Consider the following 19,781-nt stretch of genomic DNA (forward strand, 5'->3'; position numbering starts at 1 on the left):
GTCGTGCCGTGGCCGTGACGCTCAAGGACGTGGCCCGGGCCAGCGGGGTCCACGTGTCCACCGTGTCCCGGGCGTTCTCGGCGGCGCACCTGGTCAACGCCCGGACCCGGGCCCGCGTGCTGGCCGCCGCGGACGAGCTGGGCTACCGTCCCAACCGGGCCGCCCGGGCGCTGTCGACCCGCCGTACCGGGAACCTCGGCGTGGTCGTCGCCGACATCGCGAACCCGTTCTTCCCGCCGCTGCTGAAGGCGGCGCAGGAGGAGGCGCGGGCCCGGGACCACCACCTCTTCATCGCCGACACCGACGAGCGGACCGCGGTGGAGGAGGAGGCCGTCCGGTCGCTGGCGGGCCAGGTGGACGGGCTGGTCCTGGCCGCCCCGCGGATGTCCGACCGGCTCATCCGCGAACTGGCCGCCGAGGTCCCCCTGGTGGTCGTCAACCGCCGGGTGCGGGGGCTGCCGTGCGTGCTCATGGACGTCGGCGGGGGGATCGCGCGGGCCGTCGCCCGGCTGGCCGCCCTGGGGCACCGCGACCTCGCCCTGGTGTCCGGGCCCGCGGCCTCGTGGACGGGGCGGCGGGCGGCGCGGGCGGCCGGGGCCGCCGCGCGGGAGCACGGGGTGCGCGTGCACCGGGTCGGCCCCCACCCGCCGACGGAGGAGGGCGGGGCCGCCGCGTTCGACGCCGTGGCCGGGCTCGGCGCGACTGCGGCCCTGGCCCACAACGACCTCATGGCGCTGGGCCTGCTGGCCGCGGCGCGGGAGCGGGGCGTCCCCGTCCCGGGGCGGCTGAGCGTCGTCGGGGTCGACGACAGCCTGACCGCCCGGCACACCCGCCCCGCCCTGACCACCGTCGCGATGCCCGCCGGAGAGGCCGGCCGGGCCGCCGTCGACCTGCTGCTGCGGGGCGCGGCACCTCGGGACCTCGTCCTGGGCACCCGCCTGGTCGAACGCGACTCGACGGGCCCCGCCCCTCGCGCTCAGGCGTAGGAGTGCAGGCCGCTGAACATGTAGTTGACAGCGAAGAAGTTGAACAGGATCGTCGCGAAGCCCAGCACGTTGATCCACGTCGCCTTGGGCCCGCGCCAGCCGCCGGTCGCCCGCGCGTGCAGGTAGGCGGCGTAGATGATCCAGGAGATGAACGACCAGACCTCCTTGGGGTCCCAGCCCCAGAAGCGGCCCCAGGCCTCGTCGGCCCAGATCGACCCGGCGATGATGCCGAAGGTCCACAGCGGGAACGCGAACAGGATGAGCCGGTGCGAGATGCGGTCCAGCAGCTCCGGGCTGGGCAGGCGGCCCGCGATGCCCGCGACGTCCTCCCCCGCGGCCCGCTTGACCTCGGTGCGGTGGGAGACCAGGTAGGTGATGCCGGTGACACCGGAGACCATGAACGCGCCGCCCGCCAGGATGGCCGCGGTGACGTGGATCGGCACCCAGTAGGAGTGCAGCGCCGGGATCAGCGGGCCCGGGTCGACGTACAGCCACTTGACGCCGATGCCCAGCAGGATCAGCACCGGGACCAGCACGAACGCGCCCAGGAAGCGGGCCTGGTAGCGGAACGAGGCGTACAGCAGCACGCCCACCGCGACCAGGCACATCGCCACCACGAACTCGAACATGTTGCCCCAGGGCCAGCGGCCGGCGGCCACGCCCCGCGTGATGATCTGGGCCAGGCCCATCAGGAAGCCCAGGGCGGTCACGCCCAGCGCGACCTTGCCCAGCACGCTCTGGGAGGCCTTGGCCTCGCCCTCGGTGGTGCGGACGTTGACCTCGATGCCGTCGTCCCCGTCGGACCCGCCGGCCGCGCCGGCGCCGACCGGCATCAGCCGTCCCGACTTCAGCTTGGTCCGCTTCCCGTAGGCGGCCTCGATCGCGAACAGGAACAGGGCCGCGGCGTAGGTCACGATCATGGCGATGACCAGCGTGTCGCTGGCGGACGCCATCGTCTCGTTCACCGGCGCGGCGAGAGTGTACGTCACCGGTCACTCCTCGTGTCGGAAGGGTTCTGGGGGTTGTCGTCCGACTCGTTCCGGAGTCGTGCGGCAAGCTCGGTCGTGATCTCGTGGAACTCGGCGTTGTTCCCCGCGACCTCGGTCTTGCCGAGGCCGGCCAGCTCCACCCGGGTCCGGCCGTCCGCGTCGCGGACGGCGCGCACCCACACCCGGCGCGGGCGGATGAACAGGGTCAGCAGCAGCCCGCCGACGGCGGTGGCCGCGGTGATGAGCGCGGGCAGCCGGGCGCCGTCCCGGTTGGCCTGGAGGCTGACGTACTCCTTGTAGCCGGCGAACTCGATGGACCCGGCGCCGTCGGGCAGCTCCCAGACGTCGCCGACCTCCAGCACCGGGGATTCGCCGAGGGACTCCATGCCCTCGGTGCGCAGCTGGTACACCGACTGCGGGTCGATCATGCCCAGGTCGCCCGTGTACCCCTCCAGGGTCACCCGCGGGTCCGTGGCGCCGGGGAAGCTGGAGGTCAGCTCGCCGTCGGGGGTCTCGGCCGCGGTCGGCAGGAAGACCCCGACGAAGCCCAGCTGGTCGGCGTCCTCGTTCCCGGTGTCGGGGACCTTGACCACGCCGTCGGACACGAAGCTCATGGTGTCCCGGTACAGGAACGGCACGGCCTGGTCGAACACCACGTCGCCGTCGGCGTTGCGCACCACGAACTCGGGCGCGTACCCGTGGCCGAGCAGGTAGACCTGCACACCGGAGACGCTGAGCGGGTGGTTGACCTCCAGCCGGTGCGTCTGCTCGGGGCCGCCGGGCTCCTCGGTGTAGGTGAGGTCGGCGACGTAGGACGCGGCCTGCCCCCGCAGGTCGCCCTCCTCGATGAACCGCGCCTCGAAGTCGTCCAGGTGGATCGTGAAGGGCGCGATCGCGTCCATGTCGGTCCAGTGGCCGGGGTAGATCGCGTCGTAGGAGGGCAGCGTGTTGGCGAACCCGTCGCCCTCGACGACGAGCATGTTGCCGCGGTAGCCGAAGAACGACCCGGCGGCCAGCGCCAGCAGCAGGCCGAGCAGGGCCAGGTGGAACAGGACGTTCCCGGCCTCGCGCAGGTAGCCGGTCTCGGCCGAGACGGAGTCGCCGTGGCGGTCCTTCCGGTACCCCTTGAGCACGCGCTCGGCCTGCGCCAGCACGGTCTCGGGGTCGGCGTCGGTGGTGAACCTCGCGGCGTAGGGCATCCGGCCCAGGTTGCGCGGGGTGGGCACCGGCCGGGCGCGGACCGCGCGGGCGTGCACCAGGGCGCGCGGGATGACGCAGCCCGCCAGGGACACGAACAGCAGCAGGTAGATCGCCGCGTACCAGGGCGAGGAGAAGACGTCGAAGAGGTAGAACCGGTCCAGCCAGGGGGCCAGGTCCGGGTTCTCCCGGAAGTAGTTGTTCACCTCGTCGACGCTCACCACGTTCTGCGGCAGGATCGACCCGGGGATGGCCCCGACCGCCAGCAGGAACAGCAGGATCAGCGCGGTGCGCATCGAGGTGAGGACGCGCCAGGCCCAGCGCAGCCAGCCCAGGGCGCCGAGGCCCTTGGGGCCGGGCGCGGCCGCATCCGCGGCGCCCGCGTTCGTCTCGGTCGTGGTCGTACTCATCAGATCACCGTCTGGTAGTCGGCGGCCCAGCCCTGCATGACGATGGTCCACTGGGTCCACAGCCCGGTCACCATCGCCAGGCCGACCAGGACGAGCATGGCACCGCCGATCACGGTGACCGTGCGGGTGTGGCGCTTGAGCCGCCCGAAGGCGGTGAGGGCGCGGCGGTACAGGAGCGAGGCCGCGATGAACGGCAGGCCCAGGCCCGCGCAGTAGGCCAGGGAGAGGAGCATGCCGCGCCCGGCGCCGCCCTCGACGAAGGCGAGCGTCTGCACGGCGGCCAGGGTGGGGCCGATGCACGGGGTCCAGCCCAGGCCGAACAGCACCCCCAGCAGGGGGGCTCCGATCAGTCCGGCCCTGGGCAGGCGGTGGAAGCGGAACTCGCGGGCGAAGCCGGGCAGGACGCCCATGAAGGCCAGGCCCAGGACGACCGTCAGCACGCCCAGGACCCGGGTGATGGGGTCGGTGTAGTCCACCAGGAGGTCGCCGAGCCAGCCGATGAAGCCGCCCACGGCCACGAACACCAGGGTGAACCCGGCGATGAACAGGGCGCTGCCGGTGACCATGGTCCAGCGGCGCCCGGCGAGCTCGTCGTCGACCTCGGCGAGGGTGGCGGTGCCGCCCCCGACCGCGGTGCGCTTGCGCACGTCGGCGGCGCTCATCCCGGTGACGTACGACAGGTAGCCGGGGACCAGGGGGAGCACGCACGGCGACAGGAAGGAGACCAGCCCCGCGGCGATCGCCAGCGGGACGGCCATGAGGAGGGAGCCGGTGAGGACGGTGGTGCCGACGGGGTCCATCAGGCGTCGTCCCCGTCGGGGCTCGGGCTCTCGCCGGGTTCCGCGGACTCCTCGGGCTCCCCGGACTCCTGCGCCTCGGCCTCCTGCTCGGCCACGCGGGGGCGCTCCTCCGGGTCGCCGAGGTCGTACTCCACGACGATCGGGTTCAGCAGCTCGGTGAGCTGGCCGTAGGTGGTCGGCCCGATGACGCGGGCGGCGATGCGCCCGTCGGGGTCGATGATCAGGGTGCTGGGGATCGCGCGCGGCGGGACCGTGCCGCGGAACGCCTGGGGCACCTCGCCGGGCTGGTCGTACAGGCTCGGGTACTCGACGCCCTTGGTCTCCAGGTAGGCGCGGGCGGCGGTGTCGTCGTCCTTGATGTTGACGCCGAGGAAGTCCACGCCCAGGTCGGTGTACTCGGTGTACACCTCGTCCAGGACGGGCTGCTCGGTCCGGCAGGGCCCGCACCAGCTGGCCCAGACGTTGAGGACGACGATGCCGCCGGCGTAGTCGGACAGCCCGATGGTGTCGCCGTCCAGGGTGGTGCCGGAGAAGTCGGGCGCGTCGACCCGCTCGTCGGCGGGGAAGGCGGTGGCGCTGCCGTCGCCCGAGATGAAGCGGTCGTCCTCGCCGCCGGTCTCGATCTCGTTGCCCCCGGCGCAGCCGGTCAGGGCGAGGACGGCGGCCGCCGCGGCCGCGGCAAGGCGCGTCACAGCGCGACGGGACCGCGCGCCGTTTCTGGCACTGGGCATCGAGGAGACCTCGCGAACGGGGTGTGAACTGGGCGGACTACGACAACGACAAAGTGTAGTAGACACCCTGGGGCCCGTTCCGTCGCCCCGGCGCAAGAGCCGTCCGTCCCTGGTGGGGGACGTCACGAGAGCGGGACCACCCGTGGGGGTCCGGGGGCCCCGCTCTGCGCGCTCCGGCGGCCGACCGGGAGGGGTGGAGACCCCGGCCCGGCCGTTCCGCGATCATCCCGCCTCGACGAAAGCCTCACGGAGGTAGTCGTGGACGGCCCGCTCGGGGACCCGATAGGAACGCCCCACGCGGATCGCGGGGAGAACTCCCGAGTGCACCATGCGGTACACGGTCATCTTGGACACTCGCATGATCGTGGCGACCTCCGCCACGGTCAGGAACCTGACCTCTTCGAGAGGCGGCTTGCTCCCGTTCATCTTCCGACGCCCTCATTCCCGGACGTGAGTATTGGCTACCAGTTCGGCCCGACGCGGTGCCGGTGGGAAGCGACCCCGGTATGTGCTCCGTCCCAACGCCACGCCGGCGTGTCATGCTGTCACTACTGACACGTCCGTTTTCAGAGTAGAGCGGAGTTCCCGTCTGCGAAAGGTCGTTCGTGCCGTCTTCCGAGCAATACCCGGAAGGCGCCCCGGGTGAGGTTTAACGGTGGGTATAAATGGCCGACACGGCTCAGGATAGACCCGCTCGGGCGAGAACGTAATCGCGCAGCGGCGCGTAGTCCTCGGTCAGATAACCGTCGTCCAAAGGGACCGTGACCAGTAGTTTTCCCTCGTGTTCCGCGAGAAAGAGGGCGGGGTCGTTGCAGTCGGCGAACCCCAGTGTGGGCACTCCCGCCTCTCCGGCCGCACCCGCGAACCCGTGATCCGCGATGACCAACTGCGGCCATGGCTCCCCGCGGTCGGAGAGGTCCCCGAGGATGGCCCGCATGGCGAACGGGTGGTGGCTGTGCCGGGCCAGGTGCCCGTCCGTGACGATGGCGACGTCGTCCCGCCAGACGACGAAGCGGCGGTTGGGCGGGCGCTCTGTGGTGACCTCGTAGGTGTAGCCGCCGGCGGCGGTGAGGACGGGGCAGCCGCGGGCGGCCAGGGCGTCCTTCCAGACCCGGTAGGTGCCCTGGAGCTTGTTCGGGTGGCCGGTGGCGAACATGACCCGTTCGCGGCGCTCGGCGGCCAGGGCCATCCGGTCGGCGACGGCCTCCAGGGCGTCGACGGTGAGGTCGGGGTCGATGGTGTCGATGCCCCAGACGTACTCCTCGTCGCCGACGACGCCGCACCGCTTGCTCATCAGGGCGAGGACCTCGGAGAAGGTCCAGTCGTGGGAGAAGGTGAGGCCGAACTGGTGGTAGGGGTCCTTCTGGACCAGGCGCCGGTAGTGCCGAAGATTGTTCTGGCGTGAGGTGTCGACGTGTCCGGCGATTCCCGTCCGCACCAGATGGGAGATGAGTTCAGCACGTGTCGGCGGCGTCACCAGGTGTTCCCCTTCCTCGTCGGGGCGACCACGTGACGCGCCGCTCGGCCACCACGACGCCTGCTCACGTTCGCCCGGTATTCAACCTCTTCCTACCCGCTGGACGCGCGCCACGCCCCGTCCTCCGGAATTCGCCCCGGCGCTCACCGGGCGACATGGCCCACCCGGAAACGATACCGGGGGCACGGACATCGGGTTAGAAAATAGAAGAGATCGGAACGAAAGGGTGTCTTCGTGAGAAGCCGCCCGAACACCTCTGATCAGAGACTCGGGTCGATACCGTGGCTCGGGAACACCGCGGTCCGGGTCGCGTGAATGGCGCGGTCCACCGGGTTACCGGGGTCGTAGCCCTCCTCGAAGGGCGAGAACACCACGTCGCGGCCGTCGGTCATGTACAGCGGGGCCAGCTCGCCGGTGCGCTCCCGGACGAAGTCGCGCCAGCTCTGGGGGGTCTCGCGGTCGGGGTCCACCGGGCGCCCCGCCGCCTCGGCGAGCAGGTGCGTCCAGGCCCGGGGCACCACGTGCACCAGCCCGTACCCGCCGCCGCCGAACAGCACCCAGCGGCCGCCCGCGGTGCGCTGGGCGAGCTTGTGCAGCTCGGCGTAGGCGCGCCGCTGGCCGTCCACGCTGAGCGTGAGGTTGGCGAGCGGGTCCAGGGCGTGGGTGTCGCAGCCCTGCTGGGTGACCAGGATCTCCGGCTGGAACTCGTGCAGCAGCGGCGGGACCACCGCGTCGAAGGCGCGGTGCCAGCCGCTGTCGCCGGTGCCGGCGGGCAGGGCGACGTTGACCGAGTACCCCTCGGCGTCGGGTCCGCCGGTCTCCCCCGCCTGGCCGGTACCCGGGAACAGGGTGACCGGCGACTCGTGGAGGCTGATGGTGAGCACCCGGGGGTCGTTGTAGAAGGCGCGCTGGACGCCGTCCCCGTGGTGGACGTCGATGTCGACGTAGGCGATGCGCTTGGCGCCCTGCTCCAGCAGCCAGGCGATGGCCAGCGCCGGGTCGTTGTAGACGCAGAAGCCCCAGGCGTTGCCGCGCATGGCGTGGTGCAGGCCGCCCGCGATGTTGGCGGCGTGCACGGACTCCCCCGTCCACACCGCCTTGGCGGCGGCGACGGAGGCGCCCGAGATGAGCGCCGCCGCGTCGTGCATGTCCTTGAAGACGGGGTTGTCGGCGGTGCCGAGCATGTGGGCGTCGTCCGGCTCCAGGGTCCGCCCGGCCCGCTTGACCGCCTCGATGTAGGAGCGGTCGTGCACCAGTGCCAGGAGGTCGTCGGAGGCGGGCTCCACGTCCAGGAGCGAGACGCCGGGGGCGCCCAGGACCCCCAGTTCGCGGGCGAGCGCCATGGTCAGCTCGACCCGGATCGGTGCCATCGGATGCTGCGGGCCGAAGTCGTAAGCCGTCAGCCCGTCGTCCCATGCCACCCGGAGCGAGCAGGACGTGCGCCCTCCCATGTCGGTGACCCCCGTTTCAGGTGTACGTGTTCCGAAGCACACAGTACGCAAGGGCGGACAGTGCTCGGGACCCCGGGGTGCGGGGACGGCGCGGGCCGGCGCGGGACACCCGCGCCGGCCCGGCCGCCCGCCGGGCGCTACTCGCCCGTGGTGACGTAGTAGCAGCTCTCGGACAGGTCCCCGCCGCTCAGGTCCACCGTCCCGTGCATGGGCCGGGTGAACAGCGAGTCGCTGTTGGCGATGAGGATGCGGTACTCGCCCGGCTCCAGCTCGACCTTGAGGGTCTCGCCGTCGCCGAAGCACGCGTCGTAGGAGGGCGGCGAGCCCGGCGCGTAGGTGTCGCAGTCCTCGCACGGGGCCGCGGTGACCTCGCCGTGGACCTTGTCCGGTCCCACGTAGAGGAAGCGCAGCTCGTACGGCGAGTGGTTGACGATCTCGAAGACGAACTTGTCGTTGCCCGAGCCGCCCGTGGGCGAGGCGTCCAGGTCGCTCTCGCCGATGGCGGTCATCAGGTCCATCTCCTGCTCGATGCGCCCGGCACCGATGTGGGTGACCATCGTCTCGACGTCGCCGGCCTCGTAGTCGGCGTACTGGGACTCCAGGATCTCGACCATCTCGTCGGCCTGGTCGAACTCCTGGGCCTCGACGGACTCCCAGCCGCACTCCAGGGCGGCCTCGGGGCGCTCCTCCTCGATCCGGTCGGGGATCTCGGGGGCCGCGCTCCAGTCGAGGTCCCTGAGGACGTCGATCTGGTCCAGGCCCACGCACCACTCCGAGCCCAGGCGGTTGGTGCCCGTCTCGTACAGGCCGACCAGCGCCTCGGGCACCCGGCCCGCGGCCGCGGTGCCCTCGTAGTCCACCGGGATGATCGCGAAGATCTCGTGGGCCCGCAGGACGTCGTCGGTGTACTCGGGGGTGACCTCGCCGGCGAGCGCGGCGTCGGCGTTCTCCAGCAGGTCGGTCGCGTAGGAGAAGTGGATGTCGGCGACCTCGCCGTCGGTGTCCTGCCAGCGGGCGGCGGGGTGCTCGAAGTAGACCGCGTAGGAGTCCAGCGCCCGCCCGTAGTCCTCGGCGGCGACGTCCTCCTGGGCCTGCTCCAGCAGGCGGCAGGCGGCGATCCCGGCGCGGGCTCGCTCCATGAGCGAGGGGGAGAAGGACAGCTGGAAGAAGTCCTCGACGGACTCGTACTCGGCGACGGCCTCGGAGTTCCCGCACTCGCCGCGGGCGTGGGAGGCGTCGGCCACGCGCAGCCGCCACTCGCCGAGCTGCCACACGGCGGTGAGGGAGACGACCAGGGCGACGGCCAGGCCGCCGGCCGTCAGGTAGGGGACGGCGCTGCGGGGCGGGGTGCCGCCCTGGGCGAGGACGCGCTCGTCGTGGGCGCGGCCGGCGAAGAGGCCGTGCACCGCGGCGGCGAGGAACCAGGCCAGGAGGACCGGGGTCCACAGCAGCAGGTTGTCGGCGGCGCCGAGGAACGCCGCGGTGACCAGCAGCCCGAGGGTGACGGCCAGGGCCACGGCGAAGAACGGCCACCGCTTGATGCGGAGGTAGCCCGCGCCCACGCCGGTGGCGTTGAGGGCGGCGGTGTGCAGCGCGGTGGGCGAGGAGAACAGGCCCAGGCGCTTGGGCCGGGGCGGCGGGGGCGGGCCGAACGGGCCGCCGGGGGGACCGGGCGGTCCGCCGGGACCCATGGGGCCGCCGGGTCCCATGGGAGCGCCGGGGCCGGTCGGTCCCCCGGGGCCCATCGGAGCCCCCGGTCCGGCTGGCCCACCGGGGACGCCCCCGGAGTACATGCCGCCGGCGGGCATGCCGCCGTGGGGCGGGACACCACCGGGAACACCTCCCGCGGGCATGCCGCTGTACGGCGGATTACCACCGGTCGGAGCACCGCCGGGAACACCGCCGGCGGGTGTGCCACCGTGGGCCGGCACACCACCGGGAACACCTCCCGCAGGCGTGCCGCTGTACGACGGGTTACCACCGGACGGCGGACCGCCGGGGACGCCCCCCGCAGGAGTACCTCCGGTCGGCGGACCACCGGGAACACCTCCGGCGGGAGTACCGCCGTAGGGCGGATTGCCACCGGTCGGGACACCACCGGGGACACCTCCCGCGGGCGTGCCGCCGTACGGCGGACCACCGGGGACACCCCCGGCGGGGGTACCGCCGTACGGGGTGTCGCCGCCGGTCGGCGGACCGGCCGGTGCGCCCTGGTCGCCCGCGGGCGGGCCCCCCGACGGGGGTACGGGGCCTCCCTGCGGCTGGGACGGGTCTGGGGACGAAGGGGGAAGACTCATGAGGTGGGGCCCTGGGTCGGGGGAACGGGGGAGGCGACCCTGCCTCCCGGGAGATGACAGAGCCTGTCGAGGGCGTTCCCGCCCTCCCTCAGAACACTATCTATGTACCCGGACGACCCCTTCGTGCAGTCCGACCGTTTTCGGCCACCTCGGCCGGGAACCGGCGGCCGCCCCCACACGTCTCAGCGCCCCGGGAGGAGCCCCGGCCTCAGTTCCCCGAGAGCGCGCTGCTGCGGTCCCGGGCGGCCTCGATCGCGTCCGTGAACGCGGCGCGCACCCCGTGCCGCTCCAGCTCGCGCAGCGCCGCCGCGGTGGTCCCGCCCGGCGAGGTGACCGCCTCGCGCAGCACCACCGGGTGCTCCCCCGAGCCGTTGAGCATGGCGGCCGCGCCGGTGATGGTCTGCCCCACCAGTTTCTGGGCGGTGGCCCGCGGCATGCCCATCGCGACCCCGGCCTCGATCATCGTCTCGGCGATGAAGTAGAAGTAGGCGGGCCCGCTGCCGGAGATCGCCGTGACGGTGTCCATGTGCTGCTCGCCGACCCGGATCACCTCGCCGACGGTGCCCAGCAGCGACTCGGCGCGCTCCAGGTGCGCGGGCCCGGTGTGGGCGCCGCCCGCCACGGCGGTCATCCCCTGTCCCATGAGGGCGGGGGTGTTGGGCATGGCCCGCACCACCGGGGTACCCGGGGGCAGGTGGCTCTCCAGCACGGCGGTGGTGAGCCCGGCGGCGACGGAGATGACGAGCCGCCCGTGGCCCAGGTGCGGGGTGATCTCGTCCAGCAGGGCGACCATGTCCTGCGGCTTGAGGGCGAGCAGCAGCGTGTCCGCGCGCTTGGCGGCCTCGGCGGCCGGCACGACCTCCACGCCGTAGCGCTCGCGCAGCTCGGCCGCGTGCTCCGCGCGCGGCTCCGTGACGAGGACGTCCTCCGGCGCGTGGCCCTTGGCCAGCATCCCGGCGAGCAGCGCCTCGCCCATCTTCCCGGCACCGATGATCGCGATCATGAAAGGGTCCTCTCTGCGGTCCCCTCCAACGCTAGCCGCCCCGGGGAACCGGAGCGGACACCGCGTCCCACCCAGTGGTACGGGGGCCGGGTCAGTCCCCGTCGCCGCTCTCGACCGTCCCCGAGGAGTCCACCTCGAACAGCCGGGGCGGGGCAGGCGGACGGCGCCGCAGCAGGGCGATCCGCTCGCGCCGGTCGCGGGGCCCCGGCGCCCCCGCGGGCTCGGCGGGCCGGGCGAAGTGCAGCCGTGTGAAGGCCAGCGCCTCGGCCAGCTCCCGCAGCCGGGCCTGGCGGTCGGGCGCCTTGCGGGTGCTCACCTCCAGCACCAGCTGCCCCTCGAACCCGCCCGCGGCCAGGTACTCCAGGACCTCGGCGACCGGCTGGCGGCCGCGGCCCGGGATGAGGTGCTCGTCGAGGTTCTGCCCGCCGAAGCCGTCGGCGACGTGGATGTGGGAGAGCCGGTCGCCCAGCCGCTTGGCCATGTCCATGGCGTCGGAGCCCGACATCGCGGTGTGCGACATGTCCAGGGTGACGTCGGCGTAGTCGCGGTCGAGGGGGTTCCAGCTCGGGGCGTAGGGCACGACCTCGCGGTCGCGCACGCGCACCGGGTACATGTTCTCGACGGCGAAGACGACGTCGGTCTCCTCCTGCATGCGGGCGACGCCCACCTCGAACTCGCGGGCGTAGTCGCGCTGCCAGCGGAAGGCGGGGTGGACCACGATGGTCTTGGCGCCCAGCGCCTCGGCCATCTCCTTGGAGCGGACGAGCTTGCCCCAGGGTTCGCGCCCCCACACCCGCTGGGTGAGGACGAGGCACGGGGAGTGGACTGCGGTGACCGGGATCTGGTGGTAGTCGGAGAGGCGCCGCAGCAGGTCGATGTCCTGGCTGGCGGGGTCGGAGGAGACGAGCACCTCGATGCCGTCGTACCCCAGTTTCGCGGCGATCTCGAAGGCGGCCGGGGTCTTCTCAGGGTAGACCGACGCCGTCGAGAGGACGACGGGCGCGTCTGGTACCTGGATAGCGCTCACGTGGACAGGGTATGCGCTCCGGCCCGCCCCGTGCGTAGCCGCCGTGTGAACGTGGCGTGCCGCCGGTCCGCGCCCCGCGGGGCGCTGCGCGTAGGCTCTTCGGTCATGATCCCCGCAGAGGCCGTCCCGAGCCCGAACATCTGGCGCCACCCCGACGTCTACGAGCTGGAGAACCTCGCCGTGGACCCGGACGGGGTCATCGAGGCGGCGATGGAGCGCATCCGCCCGATGGCGGGCGCCCGGGTGCTGGACATCGGGTGCGGCACCGGGTTCCACCTGCCCCGGTTCGCGCGGAGCGCGGCCCGGGTGACCGGGGTGGAGCCCCATCCCGCGCTGGCGGCGCGGGCCCGCAAGCGGGTGGCGGGACTGGACGGCGTCGAGGTCCTGAACGGTGTGGCCCAGCGGCTGCCCGTCCCCGACTCCGTCGTCGAGGTCGCGCACGCCCGCTGGGCCTACTTCTTCGGTCCCGGCTGCGAGCCCGGCCTGGCCGAGCTCGACCGGGTGATGCGACGCGGCGGGGTCGCGTTCGTGATCGACAACGACGCGACCCGCTCCACGTTCGGCGGCTGGTTCCGGCGGTCGCTGCCGTCGTACGACCCGGCCGCCGTAGAACGGTTCTGGTCCTCCCACGGGTTCGGGCGCGAGGCCCTGACGATGCGATGGGACTTCACCGACCGCCGCGCCTTCGAGGCGGTGGTGGGGATCGAGTTCCCTCCGGCCCTGGCCGCGGAGATCATCGCGGCGCATCCGGGGACCGCGGTGGACTACGCGGTCAATCTCTGGTGGCGGAGGTACTGAGTGCACCGGGTCCAGGGGTGCGGGCCGCCGGGGTCACCCCCCGGGAGAGCGTGTGCCCGCGGCCGTCGGCGCCCTGCGCGCGGCCTGCGGGGGCGGCGTCACAGCCGCACGGCTCCGGCGAGGTTGTAGCGGGTGACGTCCCGCTCGCGGACCTCGTCGCCCGTTCGGGGCGCGTCGATCATCCGGCCGTTGCCGAGGTAGATGGCGACGTGGTAGGCGTAGCCGCCGCTGTCGGTCCAGTACAGGAGGTCGCCCCTCCTCGCGTTGGAGTAGCTCACCCGGGTGCCGTGGTCCACCTGGTCCTGGGCGATGCGGGGCAGGTTCACCCCGGCCTGCTTGAACGACCACTGGACGAGCCCGGAGCAGTCGAAGCCGCCGGGCTTGCTCCCGCCCCAGGCGTAGGGGGTCCCCTTCTGGGACTCGGCGGCCTCGATCGCCCTCTCCGCGGTGGCGGAGGAGAGCTGGTGGACGCGCTCTCCCCCGCCCGCCGGGGCGGCGGGGGCCGCCTGTGCGAGCCCGGGTGCGGCGCCGAACGCCAGCGCGGCGGCGAGGAGGGCCGCGGAGAGCGCACGCGCCCCGGTCCGGGGCCGCCGGGAGTGCGAGGCCTGCCGCCCCGGGTCCGCGGGACGACAGGCCTGCGTTTGCTCGTGGTGTCGCGGTATTCGCACTGGTCCTCCACATGCCGAATGTCGGTTCGCCGTGGCGTCCGCGCCCCTGCGACGCGGATGGGTCGGTCACGACGCGCATTTCATTCGTCACACAGACACCACGAGAAATCACTCTCCGTAGTCTAATCGGTCTCCAAAAAAGGTAAAGCATCCTTGACGGAGGGCGCTGAAACCGGGTCAGGCCATGGCCAACCGCCCCTCACCCGGCGCGCCTCCCCCGACCACCTCCGGCGGGGTCCCGTCACCCACAGTGGCGAAGCGCGCCGGGCGGTGCCCGTCAGGCGACCGGGGCGCCCAGCGCGGCGGCGACGCGGTCGGCGACGGCGGCCATGCCCTCGGCGTTGGGGTGCACCGGGGCCGCGGAGTTCTCCGGGATGATCCCCTCCACCCAGCGCTCGGAGCCCGGGGAGCAGATGTCGTGGCCGCGCTCCAGGACGTCGACGAAGACCGCGCCGTGGGCGGCGGCCTCCTCGGCGATCATCGTGTTGAGCGCGGTCTGCACCCCGTCCAGGTAGGCCACGTCGCCGCGGGCGATCGGCTCCCGCGGCCAGCAGCCGTTGCTCTCGGGGAGGATCTGGAGGTACCCGACCGCGAGCACGGTCGCGCCGGGGCTGCGGACGGCGATCTCCTCGTACACACCGGAGATCTCGTCGCGCAGGTCGTCCACCCGCCGGTCGAGTTCGTCGCCGTAGTGGCGCTCGCAGGGGTTGCCCAGCGGGTTCTCCAGGCTGCGCTTGGCGCAGGTGGTGAGCACGTCCACGAAGCCGAAGTCGTTGCCGCCGATCCCCACGGTCACCAGGTCGGTGTCGGGGGTGAGGGCGTCGTACTGCGGGGCGACCCCCGTGAACTGGGACTCGGAGAAGTCGGCGGTGACCGCCCCCGAGCAGCTGACGTCGGTGAACTCGGCCACGCCCAGCCGGTCGGCGGTGAGCTGGGCGTAGTTGGCCGAGGAGCGCAGGCAGCGGGGGTCGGAGCCGGGCGCGTACGGCGGGATCAGCGGGCCGGCGGTGAACGAGTCGCCCAGGGCCACGTAGTGCTGGAAGGCCGCCTCCTCGGCGGCCGCGGGGGCGGCCGCCAGGGACAGGCCCAGGGCCGCGGCCGCGACGAGTGCGACCTTGCGGGAGCGTCGCGGCTTCACGGGCGGTTCGGGGGCGAAGGGGGCTTCGGGGGACATGGACGGCGTGTCGGTGCGGGGCACGCGGGTCTCCTCTCCAGGGAGCGGGGGGTTGTCGGAGGTTCCGGACCCTAGGAATTCTGTAACACGACCTTCACGGAAAGTGTCCTAACCCGTAGGTAACTTTCTTGTGGCGCACCGCGTCCGGCGACCCCCGCGGGCGGCCCGGACGGGCGCCGCGGCCGCGGCCCGTCCACAGGGGAGGTCCGGGGCGGACGGAGCGTCCCCGGCAGGCGTTAGCGTGTCGGACATGGCCAAAGCGAAGACGATGTTCCGGTGCGCCGAGTGCGGCTGGACCACCCTCAAATGGGTGGGCCGCTGCGGGGAGTGCCAGGCGTGGGGCACGGTCGAGGAGGCCGGGGCCCCGGCGCCCATGGCGGTCGCCCCCGCCGCGGTGACCTCCCGGGCGCGTCCCATCACCGAGATCAGCGTGGAGAGCGCCGAGGCCGTGCCCACCGGCATCGACGAGCTCGACCGGGTGCTGGGCGGCGGCGCCGTCCCGGGCGGCGTGGTCCTGCTCGCCGGCGAGCCCGGTGTCGGCAAGTCCACCCTGCTGCTCGAGGTGGCCGCCAAGCGCGCCCAGGCCGGGCCCGTCCTGTACGTGACCGGCGAGGAGTCGGCCGGGCAGGTCCGCCTGCGCGCCGAGCGCCTGGGGGCGCTGTCGGACAAGCTGTACCTGGCGGCGGAGACCTCCATCGCCACCGTGGCCTCGCACGTGGACGCGGTGGCGCCGGGCCTGCTCATCGTCGACTCGGTGCAGACCATGATGTCCCCCGACACCACCGGCGTCCCGGGCGGCGTGACCCAGGTGCGGCAGGTGACCGGCGCGCTCATCCAGCTCGCCAAGGAGCGCGGGATCGCCACGGTCCTGGTCGGACACGTGACCAAGGACGGCTCCATCGCCGGCCCGCGCCTGCTGGAGCACCTGGTGGACGTGGTGCTCCACTTCGAGGGCGAGCGCCACTCCCAGCTGCGCCTGCTGCGCGCGGTCAAGAACCGCTACGGCCCCACCGACGAGATCGGCTGCTTCGAGCTGACCGAGACCGGCATCGTGGGGCTGGCCGACCCCAGCGGCCTGTTCCTCACCGAGCGCACCGACCCGGTCCCGGGCACCTGCATCACCGTGGCCCTGGAGGGGCGGCGGCCGATCATCGCCGAGGTCCAGGCCCTGGTGGCGCCCACCCCGCTGCCGGCGCCCCGCCGGGCCACCTCGGGCCTGGACACCTCACGGGTGAACATGATCCTGGCGGTGCTGGAGAAGCGGACCGGGATGAAGCTCGCCAGCCTCGACGTGTACGCCTCCACGGTGGGCGGCGTGCGCCTGACCGAGCCCGCGATCGACCTCGCGCTGGCGATGGCCGCGGGCAGCTCGCACAACGACGTCGCCCTGCCGCGCGGCCTGGTGGTGGTCGGCGAGGTCGGCCTGGCCGGGGACGTGCGCACGGTCACCGGCGCCCGCCGCCGGGTGGCCGAGGCGCAGCGCCTGGGCTTCACCGAGGCGATCGTGCCCAAGCACTTCGGCGACCCGGTCCCCGGCATCCGCGTCCACGAGGTGGAGGAGCTCAGCGAGGCCCTGATGCGCGTGGCCAGGCGGCGCTGACCCGGGGCTGGAGCCTGTTTCTTGAGGCCTCCCCTGCGCCGCCGGGATTCGTGAGGCGCCCGGCGGGGTTCCGGAGGCCCAAAGGGGACGCCCTCCAGGAAGGTCTGCGGCCGCAGGCCGTCCGTCGAGGACCTTCCGCCGCCCGACGGGCGGGCCGACGCGCAGCGGAGGTTCACAAGAGCACGGCCTAGAAGGCGAAGACCGCGCCCTTGGCGGTGCGCAGGACGCAGGGGTTGCCGAAGGTCTGCTCGAACTCCTCGTGCCCGCGGGCGGTGGCGGTGACCGGGCGGTACTCCATGGTGCAGAAGCCCTCGGCGGGGGCGACGGCCTCGATCGACCCGGCCCCGGCGATGGCGGCGCAGGCCGCCTCCGCCTCGGGGTGGGCGCCGCCGGCGGGGTCGCAGTGCAAGGTGGTGACGGAGCGCTGGCCGGTGCCCTCGTCGGTGACGGTGAGGACGTACCGGTCGGAGTGGCGGTCGGCCGAGGCCGCCCCGGGGGTGAGGGCGAGGGCGGCGAACAGGGCGAGGCCGCAGGCGGCGAGGCGTTTCACGGTGGGCTGGCTCCCGGATGGAGGAACACGGACGGCACTCATCGTAGTCGCATGAGTGCCGTCCGTGTTCGCATTCGCCGGGTCCGGCTCAGGCCTTCAGCTGGAACACCACCTGCTCGGTCGAGCCCGCGTAGTCCCCGTGCAGGTTGGCGCGGTACCAGCCGGGCCGGGCCTGGGACGTGCCCTCGCGGCAGTCGGTGAAGGAGCGCATCCGCTCCCAGGTGATCGTGAACTCGTGCGGCACGCCCCGGCTCAGCTGGCGGTCCTCGCGGGCCTCGCCCTCGACGCAGTCGGCGGTGGAGAAGATGCGGTCGTCACCGGAGTGGATGCGCAGCTCCAGGGCCTCGCGCCCCACGTCGACGGTGCAGGTCTGCTCGGCGGTGTTCACCACGGTGACCCGGAAGGCCGGGTTCTGGCCGGCCCCGTAGACCTCCTTGTCGGCCTCCGCGAAATCGAAGCTGACCACCACGTCCTGGGGACGGCACAGGTCCTCCGGCTTCTCCGGCGCGGCCGCCGCGCCGCCGGCCCCCTCCTCGCCGCCGCCGTCCTCGCCCTCGGACTCCTCGGCGTCGGAGGGGTCGTCGGAGGCGGACGGGTCCTCGCTCGGAGAGGCGTCGGCCTCCGAGGGGTCCTCCGACGGTTCCGGTGACGCGGAGGGGTCCTCCGGTGCGACACTGGGGGAGGCGTCATCGCCCATACCCGCTTCGGACCGGGTCGTCTCCCCCTCGTCCCCGCCGCCCGGGCGGCACGCGAAGACGATGAGGGTGAGCACCAACATGACCCCGGCCAGCACGAGGGCGCGCCGCTTCCAGTAGGTCTCGGGACTGACGGGATGTCCGGTACTTGACGCCATGGCCCGTAGTATTGCGGTTTTGCGGGCGCGCCACCTACTCAACCCGCCGATCCCCGGTTTAAAGATGAGCGATAACCCTTACAGCACCGCCGTTCTGGCCTGGTACGAGGCCAACGCCCGCGATCTCCCCTGGCGGGAGCCGGGGGCCTCCCCCTGGTCGATCCTGGTCAGCGAGATCATGCTCCAGCAGACCCCGGTCGTGCGGGTGCTGCCCGCCTGGCGGGCCTGGATGGAGCGCTGGCCCACCCCCTCCGACCTGGCGAAAGACTCACCGGGTGAGGCGGTCCGCATGTGGGACCGGCTCGGCTACCCGCGCCGGGCGCTGCGCCTGCACGCCTGCGCGACGGTCATCACCGAGGAGCACGACGGGGTGGTGCCCGACGACCACGCCACCCTGCTGGCGCTGCCGGGCATCGGCGCGTACACGGCGGCGGCCGTGGCGAGCTTCGCTTTCGGCCAGCGGCACGCCATTCTGGACACCAACGTGCGCCGGGTCCTGGCCCGGGCCGAAACAGGCATCGAGTACCCGCCGAAAACCCAGACCAAGAGCGAGGTGACCCTCGCCGAGTCGCTGCTGCCGCCCGAGCCGTCCGTGGCCGCCCGCTGGGGCGTGGCCGTGATGGAGCTCGGCGCACTGGTGTGCACCGCCCGTTCGCCCAAGTGCGTCGACTGCCCCATCGCGAACCAGTGCGCCTGGACGGCGGCGGGGCGGCCCGCCCACAGCGGACCGCCCCGGCGCGGCCAGACCTACGCGGGCACCGACCGCCAGGTCCGCGGCCGCCTCCTGGCGGTGCTGCGCGACTCGGCCGTGCCGGTGCCCAAGGAGGCGCTGGACGCCGTCTGGGACGACCGCGTCCAGCGCGAGCGCGCCCTGGACGCCCTGGTCGTCGACGGCCTCGTGGACCCGCTGGAGGACGGCCGCTACGCGCTGCCCTCCTGAGTCCTCAGGCGCCCATCGTGGCGATGGTCCCGTCCTCGATGAGCAGCTCGACCTCGGCCTCGCTCTCGGAGATCCCGCCGCTGCACGGGGCACCGGGCTCGGGGGTGGCCGGTCCCTGGACGTACTCGCGCAGGTAGTCGGTGAGCGCCGGGTCGGCGGGGTCGTCCAGGGTGAGCTGCGAGCCCCAGGCGGAGGCCACCACCGGGGACGGCAGGCCCTCCATCGGGCTGATCACCAGGTAGTCGCCGGAGGTGTACAGCGACTCCAGGACCGCGACGTCGTCCGGGGCCATGGAGGGGTCGTAGGTGATCCACACCGCGCCGTGCTCCAGCGAGTGCACGGCCAGCTCCACGCGCAGCGGCTCGGTGTACACGCCGCAGTTCTGCCAGGTCGGGTAGTGGGGGCCGCCCGCCGGCGGGAACATGTCGTAGGAGACGGTCTCTCCGGGCTCGACGTGGTCGGCCGACAGGTTCTCGAAGGTGGTCACCTCACCGCCGGACCCGCCCCGGGACGAGACGTAGAACCACAGCCCGCCGCCCGCGACGAGCAGCACCAGGACCAGGGCGCCGGCGACGATGCCGATGACGAGCCCGGCCGAGGACTTCTTCGGCGGCGGCGGGTACCCGCCGGGAGGCCCGCCCGCGTGGCCGGGCTGCGGGCCGTAGCCCGGCTGCGATGGTTGCGGCGGCCCGTAGCCCGGCTGCGGACCGTAACCGGGGGGCGGGCCCGCCTGCGGCGGGCCGTGTCCCTGGTGCGGCTGCTGCGGGGACGGCTGCTGCGGGCCCTGCTGTCGGGGGTCGTGGTGGGGATCATGCGGCTGAGTCACCCTC

General features: G+C 73.1%; 19 protein-coding genes. 4 read left to right on the top strand and 15 right to left on the bottom strand.

All coding sequences use genetic code 11. The features are described 5' to 3' along the window. Nucleotides 1–8 precede the first annotated feature (8 nt). Nucleotides 9–986 (top strand): LacI family DNA-binding transcriptional regulator, encoded by a 978-nt coding sequence (locus tag K1J57_RS05965; RefSeq protein WP_220563475.1) that lies wholly within the window; start codon nt 9–11, stop codon nt 984–986. On the opposite strand, the gene ccsB is transcribed toward K1J57_RS05965, so the two are convergent. The 10 genes from ccsB to K1J57_RS06015 all read right to left on the bottom strand — a co-directional run bounded on the left by ccsB (nt 977) and on the right by K1J57_RS06015 (nt 12,368). Continuing rightward, entirely contained in the window at nt 977–1,975 is a 999-nt protein-coding gene (gene ccsB / locus K1J57_RS05970; protein WP_220563476.1) for a c-type cytochrome biogenesis protein CcsB, read from the bottom strand. The genes K1J57_RS05965 and ccsB overlap by 10 nt on opposite strands. Then, entirely contained in the window at nt 1,972–3,582 is a 1,611-nt protein-coding gene (locus tag K1J57_RS05975) for a cytochrome c biogenesis protein ResB (RefSeq protein ID WP_220563477.1), read from the bottom strand. Before K1J57_RS05975 ends, ccsB begins: the two co-directional genes overlap by 4 nt. Then, on the bottom strand, nt 3,582–4,382 hold the full coding sequence (locus K1J57_RS05980) for a cytochrome c biogenesis CcdA family protein (RefSeq protein WP_220563478.1): 801 nt from the start codon (nt 4,380–4,382) through the stop codon (nt 3,582–3,584). Before K1J57_RS05980 ends, K1J57_RS05975 begins: the two co-directional genes overlap by 1 nt. Further along, nucleotides 4,382–5,074: a TlpA disulfide reductase family protein gene (locus K1J57_RS05985; RefSeq protein WP_220563479.1), complete on the bottom strand. Its 693-nt coding sequence runs from the start codon at nt 5,072–5,074 to the stop codon at nt 4,382–4,384. Before K1J57_RS05985 ends, K1J57_RS05980 begins: the two co-directional genes overlap by 1 nt. Before the next feature lie 261 nt (nt 5,075–5,335). Then, complete coding sequence (locus K1J57_RS05990; protein WP_013155995.1) at nt 5,336–5,539, bottom strand: helix-turn-helix domain-containing protein; 204 nt, start codon at nt 5,537–5,539, stop codon at nt 5,336–5,338. A gap of 253 nt (nt 5,540–5,792) precedes the next feature. After that, nucleotides 5,793–6,590, bottom strand: a complete 798-nt coding sequence (locus tag K1J57_RS05995) for a phosphatase (RefSeq protein ID WP_220563480.1) — start codon at nt 6,588–6,590, stop codon at nt 5,793–5,795. 260 nt (nt 6,591–6,850) lie between these two features. Further along, entirely contained in the window at nt 6,851–8,011 is a 1,161-nt protein-coding gene (locus K1J57_RS06000) for an acetoin utilization protein AcuC (protein ID WP_220565359.1), read from the bottom strand. Nucleotides 8,012–8,178: 167 nt separating this feature from the next. Then, on the bottom strand, nt 8,179–9,732 hold the full coding sequence (locus tag K1J57_RS06005; protein ID WP_220563481.1) for a DUF1109 domain-containing protein: 1,554 nt from the start codon (nt 9,730–9,732) through the stop codon (nt 8,179–8,181). Between the two features lie 814 nt (nt 9,733–10,546). Continuing rightward, complete coding sequence (proC, locus tag K1J57_RS06010) at nt 10,547–11,341, bottom strand: pyrroline-5-carboxylate reductase (protein WP_220563482.1); 795 nt, start codon at nt 11,339–11,341, stop codon at nt 10,547–10,549. Nucleotides 11,342–11,432: 91 nt separating this feature from the next. Further along, nucleotides 11,433–12,368 carry a sugar phosphate isomerase/epimerase gene (locus K1J57_RS06015; protein WP_220563483.1) on the bottom strand — a complete coding sequence of 312 codons (936 nt, stop codon included), beginning with the start codon at nt 12,366–12,368 and terminating at the stop codon, nt 11,433–11,435. A 180-nt stretch (nt 12,369–12,548) separates the two neighbouring features. On the opposite strand from K1J57_RS06015, the gene K1J57_RS06020 reads away from it, so the two are divergent. Then, the gene (locus tag K1J57_RS06020) at nt 12,549–13,166 is read left to right on the top strand and encodes a class I SAM-dependent methyltransferase (protein ID WP_255647125.1); all 618 of its coding nucleotides are present in this window, start codon (nt 12,549–12,551) and stop codon (nt 13,164–13,166) included. Between the two features lie 98 nt (nt 13,167–13,264). Here the strand turns inward: K1J57_RS06020 and K1J57_RS06025 are convergent, their stop codons facing one another. Both K1J57_RS06025 and K1J57_RS06030 read right to left on the bottom strand, forming a co-directional pair. Beyond that, nucleotides 13,265–13,834, bottom strand: a complete 570-nt coding sequence (locus K1J57_RS06025; protein WP_220563485.1) for a C40 family peptidase — start codon at nt 13,832–13,834, stop codon at nt 13,265–13,267. 277 nt (nt 13,835–14,111) lie between these two features. Continuing rightward, on the bottom strand, nt 14,112–15,008 hold the full coding sequence (locus K1J57_RS06030; RefSeq protein ID WP_220565360.1) for an SGNH/GDSL hydrolase family protein: 897 nt from the start codon (nt 15,006–15,008) through the stop codon (nt 14,112–14,114). Nucleotides 15,009–15,258: 250 nt separating this feature from the next. On the opposite strand from K1J57_RS06030, the gene radA reads away from it, so the two are divergent. After that, the gene (gene radA, locus K1J57_RS06035; protein ID WP_220563486.1) at nt 15,259–16,608 is read left to right on the top strand and encodes a DNA repair protein RadA; all 1,350 of its coding nucleotides are present in this window, start codon (nt 15,259–15,261) and stop codon (nt 16,606–16,608) included. A 187-nt stretch (nt 16,609–16,795) separates the two neighbouring features. Here the strand turns inward: radA and K1J57_RS06040 are convergent, their stop codons facing one another. Further along, nucleotides 16,796–17,158, bottom strand: coding sequence for an SSI family serine proteinase inhibitor (locus K1J57_RS06040; RefSeq protein ID WP_255646858.1), 363 nt, complete (start codon nt 17,156–17,158; stop codon nt 16,796–16,798). An 88-nt stretch (nt 17,159–17,246) separates the two neighbouring features. Next, the gene (locus tag K1J57_RS06045) at nt 17,247–18,011 is read right to left on the bottom strand and encodes a hypothetical protein (protein WP_220563488.1); all 765 of its coding nucleotides are present in this window, start codon (nt 18,009–18,011) and stop codon (nt 17,247–17,249) included. Nucleotides 18,012–18,075: 64 nt separating this feature from the next. Here K1J57_RS06045 and K1J57_RS06050 point away from each other — a divergent pair, with 64 nt between their 5' ends. Further along, complete coding sequence (locus K1J57_RS06050; RefSeq protein ID WP_220563489.1) at nt 18,076–18,951, top strand: A/G-specific adenine glycosylase; 876 nt, start codon at nt 18,076–18,078, stop codon at nt 18,949–18,951. A gap of 4 nt (nt 18,952–18,955) precedes the next feature. Here the strand turns inward: K1J57_RS06050 and K1J57_RS06055 are convergent, their stop codons facing one another. Then, on the bottom strand, nt 18,956–19,777 hold the full coding sequence (locus tag K1J57_RS06055; protein ID WP_338151193.1) for a DUF3105 domain-containing protein: 822 nt from the start codon (nt 19,775–19,777) through the stop codon (nt 18,956–18,958). Between the last annotated feature and the right edge of the window lie 4 nt (nt 19,778–19,781).

The sequence above is a fragment of the Nocardiopsis sp. MT53 genome, assembly GCF_019598965.1.
GTDB classification, from domain to species: Bacteria; Actinomycetota; Actinomycetes; order Streptosporangiales; family Streptosporangiaceae; genus Nocardiopsis; species Nocardiopsis changdeensis.

Excerpts from the sequence above, each read along its gene's own strand:
- proC (WP_220563482.1), bottom strand. The coding sequence starts at position 11,341 with ATGATCGCGATCATCGGTGCCGGGAAGATGGGCGAGGCGCTGCTCGCC.
- K1J57_RS05980 (WP_220563478.1), bottom strand. The coding sequence starts at position 4,382 with ATGGACCCCGTCGGCACCACCGTCCTCACCGGCTCCCTCCTCATGGCC.
- K1J57_RS06050 (WP_220563489.1), top strand. The coding sequence starts at position 18,076 with ATGAGCGATAACCCTTACAGCACCGCCGTTCTGGCCTGGTACGAGGCC.
- K1J57_RS05975 (WP_220563477.1), bottom strand. The coding sequence starts at position 3,582 with ATGAGTACGACCACGACCGAGACGAACGCGGGCGCCGCGGATGCGGCC.
- K1J57_RS06005 (WP_220563481.1), bottom strand. The coding sequence starts at position 9,732 with ATGGGTCCCGGCGGACCGCCCGGTCCCCCCGGCGGCCCGTTCGGCCCG.
- K1J57_RS05990 (WP_013155995.1), bottom strand. The coding sequence starts at position 5,539 with ATGAACGGGAGCAAGCCGCCTCTCGAAGAGGTCAGGTTCCTGACCGTG.
- K1J57_RS06030 (WP_220565360.1), bottom strand. The coding sequence starts at position 15,008 with ATGTCCCCCGAAGCCCCCTTCGCCCCCGAACCGCCCGTGAAGCCGCGA.
- K1J57_RS06045 (WP_220563488.1), bottom strand. The coding sequence starts at position 18,011 with ATGGCGTCAAGTACCGGACATCCCGTCAGTCCCGAGACCTACTGGAAG.
- radA (WP_220563486.1), top strand. The coding sequence starts at position 15,259 with ATGGCCAAAGCGAAGACGATGTTCCGGTGCGCCGAGTGCGGCTGGACC.